Origin of the sequence: Micromonospora sp. NPDC048930, from assembly GCF_043197935.1 — a bacterium.
GTDB lineage: Bacteria > Actinomycetota > Actinomycetes > Mycobacteriales > Micromonosporaceae > Micromonospora.
Genome location: NZ_JBICUB010000036.1, coordinates 1 through 12,944 on the forward strand (window position 1 = coordinate 1; position 12,944 = coordinate 12,944).

Sequence of the window (12,944 nt, forward strand, 5' to 3'; positions counted from 1 at the left end):
ACCGCCTCACCGCCATCGACGGCCAAGCCAACGTCGCCTGACCTGGTCCCGTTCATTCGTACCTACCTGGACCCACGAACTCGTACGCCGACAGCCGGTCTCGGTGAGGAAGGCGTCGGTGCACAGCGCCCAGAGGGCGTGGTAGTTGGCGTAGGCGGCGGCGCCGGCCTGGAACATCTCCAGGTCACCCAGGTCGAGCTGACCGGGTGCGTGGGTGGCGGCGTTGTGCATGCGCATGGCCTGCACGCGCGGCTGCCGGTGGAACTCGCCGGTGGCGGTGTCCATCGGGTATCCCGACGGGTCGGACAGGTGCCGTTGCAGGAAGGTCGGCCACGGGATGGCCGGCCTCGTTCCCGCGACGACATGGGTCCAGTGCTGGTGCCGCACGCTCGCGCCGACGTAGGCGCCGTGGCGCATGCCGGCCAGGTCGAGCAGGCGGATGGGCCCACCCGCGCACTGCCGGGGACCGGTCTTGGCCGGGCGCAGGTCGATGAGATGGCCACGCTGCCACAGGCGCAGGGCCGGGATGGCCCAGTACCGCGGGCAGCTGGCGCCCGTCACGCCGAGGTGGCGTTCGAGGTTGCGGGTGCTGTCGAGCACCGTTGCCAGTTCGTCGGTGACGCAGACGGTCATGGTGCGGACGACTGCCTGCGGGATGGCCACGGGAGCCGGGGCGACCGTCGCGGTCGGGGTGACAGCGGCGGCCGACTTTGGCGGCGCGGCGGCGGAGGCGGTCCGGGCGCGGGCCGGCTTCGCCGAGGGGATGAGCACCCGGTTGCCGTGACGGGTCAGCGGGGTGCCGTTGGGAGTGGACATACGGCGAGTCCTCCTTCGGGTAGGGGTTCGCGCGGGCACGCGCGTTTGGCCGGCCCACCGGGTTCATGGGTCGGCTCAGAGCGGATGGGAAGGCAGGTGGTGCGGGTGGTTGGTGCGACCGTCGGGGTCGCCGCGCGGTGCGCGTGCCGACCGGCGTGAGCGGGTGGGCGTGGCGCGCCGGGTTGGTGCGGCGAGGATCCCTCAGGTGGGACCGAACCGGGGTGGAGCGATATATGAGGTGTGGTGTTGCCGTGAACGGTAGCCCTGGGCACTCACAGCGGGCTGGGGCCGCGTTCGCCCCGCCGCAGGGCGGTTGACCTGCACTGTGAGAGATCAACTGCCGGTGTCGGGCGGGATTTGTGTGAGCGGCTGTGAGTGGCTGTGAGTGGGCTGGCCCGCTCACAGGCGCTCCGACGGGCCGCGCCCCTCACCTGTCACGCTGTTACGACACTGGGAGGGGCGGCGGCCTGCGGTGCGAGCGGCTGTGAGCGAGCCAGCGGGGCTGACTGTGACTGAGCTTGATAGGTGGCCAAGACGAGAGCAAAAGACGGCCATCGGGGATCGATTACACGAGATGGCCAGCAGTAGCCAGGCAGCCCAACGCTACGAGCCGTAGCTGGTTGATGCGACGTCTTAGCTGGTAGTTGCTGCTTTGGGCGGTATTGGCGCCCACGTCGTCATCGTGACCATCGATGAATGTGGTCCTCTAAGGTGGGAGTGTCGGATCCCTGAGCCAGAATTGTTGGCGTCGAGCCGGGCTAGGACCGCCAGCCCGGACCAACCAGGGAGCTTGGATGCCAGAAAGCAACGAGAATGGTGCTCGCACATCAGCGCAGCGCACTTATGAGTCGGAACGCAGCCAAAAGCTTGACCCGGGCGGCGCTGCCATGCCGACGCTGACGACGAGCACCCCGCCGCCACCGCCGCCACCGCCCTCCGGAGCGAAGCAGCAGAAGGACTGACTCGGTGATCCCGTCCACGCCAGTAGGTGTGGTGCTGCTGCTGATCCTGATCGCTCCAGGCCTCGCCTACGTTCTGCGGCGGGAGAGGGCTGTGCCGACCGGTCAACGCACAGCGTTCCGGGAAGCGTTGCAAGTCATCTTCGTTAGCGTCGCCAGCATGACCGCAGTCGGTCTGCTGGCGGCACTGTTGCGCGTTCTCGCTCCGGAACACACCCTCGACGTACGGGGGCTGGTCCGGGCACCGGGCCCGTTCGCTCGTGAGCATCACGTGCAGTTGGCCTGGTGGGCGTTCGGGCTGCTCGCTGCGGCTACGCTGCTTGCCTGGGTGATGGCCGATCCCCGGATCATCCGAGCCTCTCAGTGGCTCGGCACTCATCGGCCCCTCAACCTGCTGACCGCCGCCAGCAGCGCTGACATCGTCGAGATCAGCGGGTGGTGGCGAGTCTTCGAAGACCGCAGGCCGAAGGACACCGCGAAAACTAGCGTGGGCATCCTGCAGGACGATGGGACCTACATCCAAGGCACCCTGGTGTCCTGGACCGCTGGCGGCCTGGACTACGACAAGCGCGAGCTGGTCCTCAAGGAACCTCTGCGCTACCAAACCGCGGACGGCCAGCTGCACGACTTGAAGGTCGATATGGTCGTGATCGCCGGCCGCGACATTCGCCGTCTCGATGTGAAGTACCTGATGAAGGAGGCCGAAGAGGAGACCGGCAAGTCGGCAGACAGGGCGTCCCCGCCGACTACCCAGGATGCTGTCGCCGGTGCCATCTGACATTCCGCCTTGCCGGCACCAGCGACCAACACTTGCGCGAGTCCACTCGCCGGATCGCCTATCTCGCCATCCATCATGCTCAGCCACACTGGCCGTCAGTTGTCGGGTTTGGTGTAGCGGTGGGGGTTGGTGGCGGTGTCGGGGCCGTGGTCGCTGGGGAGTTCGTGCAGCCACCGGCGGGAGTCGGCGTCTGCGGCGAGGGTCCAGGCGGGCCCGGCGGGGTGTTCGTGGTGCAGGCCGGTGGCCACGGGCATCGCGGTGGGCACGCCGGCGAGGACGTCGAGCAGGTTCGCCTCCCGGCGGTGGTTCGGCACGCGCAGCAGGACGGGGTACCGAGGTCCGTGCTCGGCGAGGCGTTCGTAGGCGCGCAACTTACGCAGCACCGTGCGCAGGGGTTCGGTGCCGTTGTCGTGTTCGAGGAAGAAACCGACGGCGCGGCCGGCGGCGTGCCAGATGCCGTGGCCGTCGGGGCGGATACCGGCCAGCGTGTAGGCGGCGGTGGTGTGCTGCTCGGACCACCAGCGCACCAGCCGGGCGCTGGGGTCGGTGCGGGTGTAGGCGTGCAGGTCGATGAAGAGCTGGTTGGTGCCGAGCAGGTGCCGCAGCCGGCCGCTGCCGATGATGCGGTGGGCGCGTTCGACGCTGGTGCGCGTCGGGCGCGCGTCCGCCCGTGCGGGGTCGGTGTAGGGGTGGGGGTGCACGACGAGGCCGAGCGGGCCGAGGGTGTAGAGGCGCTGGCTGGTGCCGGCTCTGATGTCGCTGAATCGGTGCACGGCTCCGATGCGGTGCAGCACGGCCAGGCGCAGCCACGCGGAACGCTTCGACGGGAACAGCGCGGTGGCGATCTGGTCGGTGGACAGCAGGTAGTGCTCGGCGAGCCAGTCGAGGAGCTGGTGGTCGCGCAGGGTCAGCTGCCGCAGGTAGCGCAGCAGTTCTTTCTTGCTGGGCGGACGCTGGCGGGGTGTGGACGGGCCCGAGTCGGTGGTTGGCGGGTCGTCGGACGGGTCAGGTACGGGAGTAGGAGTGTGGCCGGACATGGACATCTCCTCAGGGGGAGTAGAAGGGAAACTCCCTCCATTCAGGAGGGAGTCTGGAACTGTCAGCGCCATTGACCGGAGCCGGTCGCCGGCGGTGTGCTGCACTGACAGCCGCATCGGGCGGCCGTGCCAGCCGCGACGGTGGATGGAGCTGGTGAAGCGGCGGTGAAGACGCCAGCGAAGACCCCACCGAACCCCCACCTGTTGGCGGCGGTGAGTCACAGTGCGCCGCCGTGCACGGGGCTCAGGCGGGGCGAGTGGTGCCCGGTGCTGGGTCGGTGTCGCCGCTGTCGGCCGCGCCCCGCTCTTTGCCGGTTTTGGGTCGGGACAGCATGTCGATCCGGGCGTCGAGCGCGCTGGGCTCCTGCGCGTGGACTCTCTTCTCGGCGCTCTGACGGATGGTGGTGGCGTATCCGGCGATCGGTTTCGGTGGGCGGGTACGCATGGTGAACGCCGGGGTTTGTTGCCCGTCGACGACGAGGCGGGCCGCGGCGGTGTAGGCGTCGAGGTGGGTCAGGTCGTGCTCGTCGAGTTCCGGCAGGGTGTGGCGGGCCAGGACACGCGCGTCCTCGGGGGCGCACGAGAAGTAGATCTTGTTGCGGGCGTTCGCCGAGGCGGCGGCGAGGAGTTCTTTCGGGAACTGGGCGAGGTCCTGGTGGGACAGGACCATCGACAGCCGGTACTTGCGGGCCTCGGCGAGCATCGTGTCCAGGCTGTTGGCCAGCGTCAGGAAGTTCTGCGCCTCGTCGATGATCAAGGTGGCGTCGCGGCGTTGGTCGGGGGCGATGCGGGCGCGGGCGGTGGCGGCCTGCCACACCTGCGCGAGGATCATCGAGCCCAGCAGCTTGCTGGTGTCCTCCCCCAGTTGTCCTTTCGGGATGCGGACCAGCAGTGCCCCGCCGTCGAGGATCTCGGCCATGTCGAAGCTCGGCTGGGGGAACTTCATCGTGCGGTTGACGAAGTCGCGTAGCAGGAACGCGCGCAGCCGGGCCAGGACGGGACCGATGACCTGGGAGCGCAGGGCGGGGTTGAGCTCGTCGTACCACTGCCAGAAGCCGCGCAGTCCGGCCGGGTCGTCGAGGTCGACGGTCATCTCGGCGCGGACCTGCTTGTTGTTGAGCAGCGGTGGGATGTGCTGCAGGGTGACGTTGGCGTGTCGCAGCAGTGTCAGGCAGGCCACCCGCATGACGTCGTCCATGCGGGGTCCCCACGCCTTGGCGAAGATGGTGCCGAAGATCGACACGAGGTTGTCGACCACGAGGTCGGGGTCGTCTCCGGCGAGGGGGTTGATTGTCGGCGGGTTGGGCTGGTCGGGGTCGAACAGCACCACCCGATCCTTGGCCTCTTCGGGGAGCCGGTCGAGGATGTCTAGGACCAGGTCGCCGTGGGGGTCGATGACGACGGTGCCACGTCCGGCGGTGATGTCGTCGACGGCCATGTTGACCAGCAGGGTCGTCTTGCCGCTGCCGGTCGATCCGATCACGTGGGTGTGATACCTCGCATCCGGCACCGACAGGGCGACCTTGTGGCCGCCGACCTGCGCGGTGCCGAGGACCTTCTCGCCGCGCCCGCCGGTGGGCACGGCGACCGGCGCGGGCATGGACTTGGCGCGGGCCCGGTCCAGGCCGGGGACGGCCAGGTCTTGAGGCAGCGCGGCGAGCGCGGCCAACTCCGGGCCGGAGGTGAGGAACCCGGCGCCGAGACGCCGCAGCGCGAGCACGATGGCGGGCTGCGGCATGCGGGCTCGATGGGTGAGCCGGTTACGGCCGGAGTACACGGCGAACGCCGAGGCGATGGTGTCGGCGATGCCCCGCAGTCGGGGACGCTGGTCGGTGTTGGCGCGTCCGAGGTCCTTGGCCACGGCGTAGCGCACGGCGGTCTCCCACAGCGGGTGGGAGGTCTTGTCGAGGATGGCCCGCACGTCGCGTTCCACGCTGGGGTCGCGTCGGCCCGCCCGCCCGGGCCGGCCGTTCGCTGGGGCGGGGCGGCCGGGTAGGAACGCCTCGATGAGCCACAGCAGCGGCGCGGCCGGGTTGATGACGGGTGTCGCGGTCTTGCCGTCACGCAGCCGGGTGGCGGCGCGTCGCGCCCGCAGCGCGCGGCGGGCCGTGGCGGGGCGGGCGAGGATCTGCACGCTGGCGTGCTCGTCGGCGCGCAGCCCGGATCCGGCGGACATGAGGGCGCGCAGCGGGTCGGTGTCGTGGTCGGTCGCGAAGGGCAGCCATTCGGCGGCGGTGGGCAGCAGATGTCCTCCCACCGCCACCGTGTCGAGGGGGATGGGCGGGCCGGGGGCGTCGTCGGTGGTGCAGGCGGCGCCTGGCCAGGCGGCGCGGACGGCGGCCTCCACGGCGCCGGGCGGGACGGTGCCAGGCACCCACACGCTGATGAGCAGCCGCCGCCCGCTCCAGGTGTACTCCCAGGCGACGTGCGGGCTGCCGTACAGCAGCCGACGTCGGCGGGAGGGGGTGAGGGTGCCGGCGAGGTTGGCCCACAGCGCCGCGGCGCTGTGGGGGTCGACCTCGGGTGGCGGGGCGATCGTGACGAGGCGGGCGCCGTCGGCGTGGTGGCGGTGGCGCCACAGCGCGAGAATGTTGCGTCCGGCGACGTAGGCGACCAGCACGGCCGCGGCGACGGCGAGCAGCCACGGCCGGTGCGCCGCCCAGGCGGCGGCGTCGAGCACCCATCGGGTGGGTGCGGTCGGCGGCGGAATCACGTCGCTGCCCGGCCCAGGCGGGCTGGGCGGGGCAAGATAGATAGTGGGCGGCTTGCTCACAGGTCGTCTCCTTCGTCGTCGAGGTCGGCGACGTCGCTCGGGCGGGTGGTGCAGAGTTGGTGTTCGGCGGCAGAGGCGACGGCCTCGAAGCTGGTCCGGTTGCTGCCGGAGATCAACAGGCCGGTTCCGATGCGGGCCGCGAGCAGCAGCCGCCGTTCCCCGGCGGTGAGACCGAACGCGTCGCCGATCGCGTCGATGGCCTGCGGGGCCTGCTTGAGCAGGATTTGGGTGGCGGCGTTGGCGACGACGGCCTGGCCGAGGTCGCTGCCCAGGACGTCGGCGACGTCCTGGGTGATCACGGCCAGGCCGGCGTGGCGTTTGCGGGCGGCCTTGGACATGCGGAACAGGAACCGGGCGCCTTCGCCGTCGCGCATCAGCAGCCACGCCTCGTCGACCACCACCAGTCGCCGTGTCGCCGCCCCGGCGGGGGCGTCGACTTGCCGCCAGATCGCGTCGAGGGCGAGGAGGGTGCCGACGCCGCGCAGCTCGTCGGGCAGGTGCCGCAGCGACCACACGACCAGGTGCCCGTCGGGGCGGGTGGTGGTCGGCCCGTCGAAAAGGTGTGAGAACGAGCCGTGCACCCATGGGACGAGTCGCGCGGCGAGCTGCCGCGCGGCCGGGTCGTCGTCGGCGTGCAGGCAGGCTTCGAGGTCGCGCAGCAGCGGGGCGGGCCGGTGGTGGGTGGCCGGGTCGGCGGTGATGCCGGCCTGGCGGTAGATGGTGAGGATCGCCCGGTCCAGCGCGGCTCGTTCCGCCGGGGGCGGCTGCTGGCCGAGCAGCACCGCGATGAGGGTGTGCAGGAACAGGCCTCGGCGGGTGAGGACGTCGGGTCGGGTGTCGCCTGCGGGCAGGTCCAGGGGATTGACCTTCACCCCGGCGGCGCCGAGGCGCACCACGGTCCCGCCGACCGCGTCGGCCAACCTGAGGTACTCGTCTTCGGGGTCGATGACCGCGACCTGTACCCGCTGGTAGAGGTTGCGCAGGATTTCCAGCTTCACGAAGTACGACTTGCCGGCGCCGGAGCGCGCGAGGACGACCGAGTTGTGGTTTTCCTGTGCCCAGCGGTCCCACCACACGATGCCCTGCGAATCCGGGTTCACCCCGTAGAGCACCCCGCCCTCTGCCGGCGGGTCGCCGGGCAGCGGAGCCGGCAGGTCCGCCGAGGCGAGCGGAAACGCGGCGGCGAGGGCGGCGGTGTCCATGGTGCGGCGCATCTGCAGGCTGTCGGACGCCAGGGGCAGGGTGGTGGTCCAGCCGGCCAGGTGCCGCCAGGTGGCGGGCTGTACCTCGATCAGCGTGGACGCGGCGGCGGCCTTCACCTGGGCGCACGCCTCGAGGAGTTCGTCCTCGGTGCGGGCGTGCACGGTCAGGTAGAGGCCGACGCGGAACAGCTTCGCCGCGCCGCGGGCGAGCCGGGCCGCGAGGTCCGCGGCGTCGTCGGCCGCCGCCTCCACGATCGGGTCGGTGAGCTTGCCCCGTTCGGCGTCGGTGCGGCGGGAGGATTCGAAGCGGGCGCGCTGGTTGCGCAGCCGGGCTGCGGCGATCGGCGCGGGCAGCGGGTCGATGTGCAGGGCGAGGTCGAGGCGGCCCGGCCAACTGAGCAGCGGTTCGAGCCAGGCGGGGCCGACCTCGGCCGGGTAGCCGGTCACCACCAGGGTGGCGGCGTAGCCGTCGCCGACCCGCAGGAACCGGGGCGTGACCTCCACGGAGGCGGGGGCGACGGTGGCCGCCAGCCCCTGCGCCTGGCGGTTGTGTTCGCCCGCCTGGGATCGGTTGCGCAGCTTCATGCCTGTTCGCTCCTTTGGGATCGGCCACGCCGGTGGGGCGCGGGGGAGGTGATGACGGTGTCGGGGGCCGCGAGGCCGCCGGGCCGGGGCGGCCGGTAGGGGTCGGCGGCGGCGGCGATCGCGGCGGTCACCGCCGGCCCGTCCAAGGCGCGGGTGGTCACCCCGAGGCCGGACAGGGCGCGCACCGCGTTCTCGGCGCGCCGCCGGGCCGCGTGTTCCCCGCGCTCGCCAGGGCTGGTGCGGGTGACGATGAGGACCTGCCGGCGCAACGGGTCCCGTCGGGCCGCGAGGTCGTCGAGGAAGCGGGCGTGGTCGGCCGCGGCGTCCGCCAGGGCGGGGTGCGGCAGCTTCTCGGCTGTCTGGGCGAGGCCGCGGGCGGCGGAGTGCAGGTCCACCGGCTGCGCCGACACGACGATCTGCGTCGGGGTGGACAGGCTGTTGAGCCAGCGGCCGAACACCTCGACCAGGGCCGTCTGCTCATCTGGGGTGCGCAGGGCGAGGTTGACGTTCGACGCGGCGATCATCGCCGCCCGCGCCCCGCCCAGGCGGATCTGTCCGCCGTCGTCGATCGCGTCGGCGGGCAGCTTCAACGGCGCCGGCAGCATCACCCGGCTCTTCGGGGCCTGCACCCAGTCCGGGGTTGTCGATGTCGTGTCCGTGGTCGACAGCGCGCGGGGCGCCCGCGCGTGGCGGATGGCGGCGAGCAGCCACACGTCCAGCGGCAGCCCGTCACGGCGGCCCACAACGATCCCGAAGACTAGGCCGCCGAGCACCACGGCGGCGCCGACGAGCACCGGCACCATCTGGTGCAGCACGCGCCACGCGCCGTAGAACGCGAGGGCGGCGACGGCGAGAATCGCCAGCTGCCGGAACGTGAGCCCGTAGAGGACCTTGTCGGGGGCGTCGACGTCGGCGGGAACCCGTGCCCTATACAGCCCGTCAGTTGCGTCGGGTTTCGGACTCATTGGTGATCACTCATCCTTTCCATCCGTTGAGGGGGCAGAGCCTGGTTGTGCTGTTTACGCAGCGCAGGCGGCATGGTCTGTTCTTCGTGTGTGAGGTCGAGGGGAGGCGGCGCATCACGGTGGCGCAGGACTGGACCGACCGTGGTGTGCCGGCGTCGTCGGATCGGCTGGCGGTGGAGGGTTTGTCGGCGGCGCGGGCGCTGATCGACAAGATCGATCCAGCGTCGGTGGTGACGGATTCCCATGAACAGGCTCCTGACAGTGATGGGTGTGATGGCAGACCAAGTGGGCCGGGAAGGGGGACTGTTGAGCGGGTGGGACGTTCGCCAGGCCGTGATGGTCGTGGCGAACATGGTCGAGTCGCTGCTGCACGGAGCCGGCGATGAACCCGACCTCGAAGATCACCGCCTCTCATCTGTCGCGGCTGGCGATCGTCTATGTGCGGCAGTCGACGTCGGCGCAGGTGCGGCAGAACACCGAGTCGACGCAGCGCCAGTACGCGCTGGCGTCGACCGCCGCCGAGCTCGGGTGGCTGGCCGAGCAGATCGTCATCGTCGACGCCGACCTGGGCGTGTCCGGGCGGTTCGGGTCCGAGCGGGAGGGCTACCGGGAGATCGTGGCCCGGTTGTGCATGGGGGAGGTCGGCGCGGTGTTCGGCCTGGAGGTGTCCAGGCTGGGCCGCTCGAACGCCGACCTGACGAGGTTGATGGAGCTGGCGCGGCTGACCGACACGCTGCTGATCGACACCGACGGCGTGTACGACCTGGCATGCGTCAACGACCGGATTCTGCTGGGCCTCAAGGGCCAGATGTCGGAGATCGAGCTGCACTTCCTGCTCGGTCGGTTGCACGGGGCGAAGGTGGCCGCGGCGCACCGTGGAGAGCTGCGCCATCCGTTGCCGGTCGGGTACGTCTACGACGAGGACGGCCGGATCGTCAAGGATCCCGACGAGCAGGTCCGCCGCGCCGTGGAGGACCTGTTCGCGGAGTTCCAGCGGACGGGCTCGGCATTGAAGACTGTCCGCGCGTTCCACGAAACGGGGAGGTTGTTCCCGCAGCGGGCCTGGGCCGGAGCGTGGGCGGGGACGATCAAGTGGGGCAAGCTCACCCACGCCCGGGTAGCGCAGGCGCTGAAGAACCCGACCTATGCCGGCGTCTACACCTTCGGCAAGACCCGCGAAGTACGCCGGGTGCTGCCCGACGGCACGGTGCGCTCCACCCGCCGACGCCGGGCACGAGAAGACTGGGCGGTCCTGATTCAGGATCACCACGAGGGGTATGTGACCTGGACGGAGTTCCTGGCCACGGAGGCCAAGCTCGCGGCGAACAACACCGGGCGCGGGGCCCGGCCGGTGCGGGAAGGCACCGCCCTGTGTCAGGGCATCATCCTGTGTGGCACCTGCGGAGGCCGGGTCGGGACCCGCTACAGCCGCAAGGACAGCAAGGTGACCTACCTGTGTGCCGAGTCCACCGCCGGCTGCCGGACCGTCACCGCCGACACCGTCGACGACGCGGTCGCCGCGTTGCTGCTGAAAACCGTGACCCCGCAACAGATCCAGGTCGGGTTAGCCGCCGCGGATGAGGTCGCCGACCGGCAGGTGCGCACCCACAGGGCCGCTGAACTGGCCGTGGAACGGGCCCGCTACGAGGCCGACCGTGCCGAACGCGCCTTCGGCCAGGTCGAGCCGGAAAACCGTTTGGTGGCGCGGACATTGGAGTCGCGGTGGGAGGCCAAACTCGCCGCTCTCGCCGAGGCGGAGGCCGCGCTGGCGACCGCCCGCGCGGTCAAACCGCCGGTGCCGGACCACGACGCGCTGCGCGCCCTGGCCGCCGATCTGCCCCGGCTGTGGGATGCGCCGACCACCAGTCCACGTGACCGCAAGCGCCTGCTGCGCACGCTGATCGCCGACGTCACGCTCCTGCTAGAGCAGGATTCCGACATCGTTCGGATCGGCGTGCGCTGGCACACCGGCGCCACCGACGAGCTCGTCGTGCAACGGCGCGGGCCCGGCCGCACTCCGCCCGAGGCACTGGAGATCATCCGCGAGCATGGTGCCACCCACAGCAACGTGCAGATCGCCAAGATGCTCAACGACGCCGGCCTGCGGACCGGCAAGAACCTGCGCTTCACCCCTCGCCACGTCGCGGGGGTGCGCGGCATCTACAAGATCTTCACGTCGCGGACGATGGCCGTGCGGGACGGGGAGATCAGCGTCAAGCAGGCCGCCCAGCTGCTGGGCATCCCCGCCGACGCGATCTACAACTGGCTGCGCCACGGGCAGGTCCCCGCCCACAGCCGCGCGGGTCGCTGGTGCATCCCCTGGGACCCCGCGACGCAGGAGGTCTACCGGCAGAAGGTCGCGGGCTCGTTCCGGCTCAAGCCGAACCCGCCCGTGGCCGCCACCGGCGATGCCGGCAGCTAGCTCGTGCGCGGGGCCGGGTGTGTCACGCCCAGGCTCGTCGCGGCCTGGAACATCTCGACCCAATGGCCGACGCCATCGCCGTACGGCTGCTCACGCAGGCCCCTGCGGCTCGACCCTGGCCTACGAGATCGCGTTCCTCGTACGTACTCTGCCGTTCTGCTCACCATCGGGCAGCCGTCGACGACCCGCATCGGACGCCACTAGATGATTGAGTCCGAAGTCTGTACGGCAGCGTGGGCTTGACTCGGACGCGGCGAAGGGTATCGCGTACGACCATTGACCAGCCCGAACTTCGGACTCAATCATCTAAAGTCTGGCCGAGCTGGTCTACCTGGGACTGGAGTTCCAGAGATCCTTCGCGCCTCGAACACCCCCGCGGGGGTCGGATGCGACGCCGCGCACGTCAGCACATCCCGTCGGCGCGACCTGCTCGGCCGGCCGGTGGGGGCGGTTGCGCAGGCACCGGACCGGACCACCCTCCACCATCCGGCGGACTGGACGCACCGTCCGGCCCACTCGCAAATCGACGGGTCACCGATACCCGGTACGGCCTTCGTCGACAACGCTGGGCGTGATGGCCGCGCCGACTGCGCCTCCCGAAGGCTCCTCTACCGAGATTGCCCACGCTGGCGCCTACTGTCCTGGACAGCCGGTATGGGTATACCGCAATGCATGGCAGCCCGGAGTAGTTCTTGACGCATCTCCGCGCGCGGTGCTGGTCCGCTACCGCTACTACGGACGGGCACTCGGCGTCGACACTGTTCTGCCCTATCAGGTGGCTCCACGCGACGAAGCGGACCCACTCATCGATGGCACCACCCCTTGAACCGCCGGATGTCACGCCGAACACGGGTCGGCCGACGCGGATAGCACCGCCCTTTCCATGTTCGCTGGCGGGCGAAGAGAGACGCGGGGCAGGTTGGCATGCCGTTCAAGGTGCGCTTGACGCATCCGTCGGCGTCACGGTCGGTCGTGGACGGTTCACGTGGTGGTGGCGAGGAGTTGTTCGCTGAGGGTTTGGTTGAGCTTTCTCAGCTGTTGTGAGGTTTCCGTCTTTTCGATGAGGTTCTTGAGGAGGCACTGGATGCAGGTCACGGCGGCGATGGCGGTGGCCCAGTCGGTGAGGTGTTCGTAGCCGGCGATGGCGAGCTTGGTGATGCGTTGAGCGGCGTTGAGAGCGAACAGGTCACGGACGGCGTCGTTGTGGGGGGTGCGGAGGAAGACTTGGAAATCGTCCTGGACTCCGCGGATGGGCGCGGATCGGGTCTGCAGGGGTGCGGTGCCGAGGTGGCGCAGGCAGGCGTCGATCCGATCGGAGTGGCGCTCGCTGGCGTCGGCCATGTCCTCGATGATGCGTTTGAGCGTGCTGTCCTGGATGCGGGTGCCGATCAGGAGACCGAGAATGGA

General features: G+C 70.4%; 9 protein-coding genes. 3 read left to right on the forward strand and 6 right to left on the reverse strand.

Features of this window, described 5'->3' with window-relative positions; translation table 11 throughout:
• Nucleotides 1-6: 6 nt before the first annotated feature.
• Complete coding sequence (locus ACGFI9_RS37580; protein ID WP_393185924.1) at nucleotides 7-816, reverse strand: hypothetical protein; 810 nt, start codon at nucleotides 814-816, stop codon at nucleotides 7-9.
• A gap of 966 nt (nucleotides 817-1,782) precedes the next feature.
• Here ACGFI9_RS37580 and ACGFI9_RS37585 point away from each other — a divergent pair.
• The gene (locus ACGFI9_RS37585) at nucleotides 1,783-2,553 is read left to right on the forward strand and encodes a DUF6338 family protein (protein ID WP_393185926.1); all 771 of its coding nucleotides are present in this window, start codon (nucleotides 1,783-1,785) and stop codon (nucleotides 2,551-2,553) included.
• Between the two features lie 95 nt (nucleotides 2,554-2,648).
• On the opposite strand, the gene ACGFI9_RS37590 is transcribed toward ACGFI9_RS37585, so the two are convergent.
• The 4 genes from ACGFI9_RS37590 to ACGFI9_RS37605 all read right to left on the reverse strand — a co-directional run bounded on the left by ACGFI9_RS37590 (nucleotide 2,649) and on the right by ACGFI9_RS37605 (nucleotide 9,115).
• A complete protein-coding gene (locus ACGFI9_RS37590; protein WP_393185928.1) occupies nucleotides 2,649-3,590 on the reverse strand; it encodes a replication-relaxation family protein in 942 nt (313 codons plus the stop codon).
• Nucleotides 3,591-3,834: 244 nt separating this feature from the next.
• Entirely contained in the window at nucleotides 3,835-6,363 is a 2,529-nt protein-coding gene (locus ACGFI9_RS37595) for a helicase HerA domain-containing protein (protein ID WP_393185930.1), read from the reverse strand.
• Nucleotides 6,360-8,150, reverse strand: a complete 1,791-nt coding sequence (locus ACGFI9_RS37600; protein ID WP_393185932.1) for a VirB4 family type IV secretion system protein — start codon at nucleotides 8,148-8,150, stop codon at nucleotides 6,360-6,362. The genes ACGFI9_RS37595 and ACGFI9_RS37600 overlap by 4 nt, the downstream gene beginning before the upstream one ends.
• Entirely contained in the window at nucleotides 8,147-9,115 is a 969-nt protein-coding gene (locus ACGFI9_RS37605) for a PrgI family protein (RefSeq protein ID WP_393185934.1), read from the reverse strand. The genes ACGFI9_RS37600 and ACGFI9_RS37605 overlap by 4 nt, the downstream gene beginning before the upstream one ends.
• A 2-nt stretch (nucleotides 9,116-9,117) precedes the next feature.
• On the opposite strand from ACGFI9_RS37605, the gene ACGFI9_RS37610 reads away from it, so the two are divergent.
• Together ACGFI9_RS37610 and ACGFI9_RS37615 are read left to right on the forward strand one after the other, a co-directional pair.
• Nucleotides 9,118-9,501, forward strand: coding sequence for a DUF5372 family protein (locus ACGFI9_RS37610; RefSeq protein WP_158309487.1), 384 nt, complete (start codon nucleotides 9,118-9,120; stop codon nucleotides 9,499-9,501).
• On the forward strand, nucleotides 9,498-11,537 hold the full coding sequence (locus ACGFI9_RS37615; RefSeq protein ID WP_393185936.1) for a recombinase family protein: 2,040 nt from the start codon (nucleotides 9,498-9,500) through the stop codon (nucleotides 11,535-11,537). The genes ACGFI9_RS37610 and ACGFI9_RS37615 overlap by 4 nt, the downstream gene beginning before the upstream one ends.
• Before the next feature lie 981 nt (nucleotides 11,538-12,518).
• Here ACGFI9_RS37615 and ACGFI9_RS37620 read toward each other — a convergent pair.
• Nucleotides 12,519-12,944 (reverse strand): ferritin-like domain-containing protein (locus tag ACGFI9_RS37620; protein ID WP_393185938.1); only part of this gene is annotated, 426 nt, incomplete at its 5' end.

Coding starts and splice junctions, on each gene's coding strand:
- ACGFI9_RS37580 (WP_393185924.1), bottom strand. CDS start 816: ATGTCCACTCCCAACGGCACCCCGCTGACCCGTCACGGCAACCGGGTG.
- ACGFI9_RS37590 (WP_393185928.1), bottom strand. CDS start 3,590: ATGTCCGGCCACACTCCTACTCCCGTACCTGACCCGTCCGACGACCCG.
- ACGFI9_RS37600 (WP_393185932.1), bottom strand. CDS start 8,150: ATGAAGCTGCGCAACCGATCCCAGGCGGGCGAACACAACCGCCAGGCG.
- ACGFI9_RS37605 (WP_393185934.1), bottom strand. CDS start 9,115: ATGAGTCCGAAACCCGACGCAACTGACGGGCTGTATAGGGCACGGGTT.
- ACGFI9_RS37615 (WP_393185936.1), top strand. CDS start 9,498: ATGAACCCGACCTCGAAGATCACCGCCTCTCATCTGTCGCGGCTGGCG.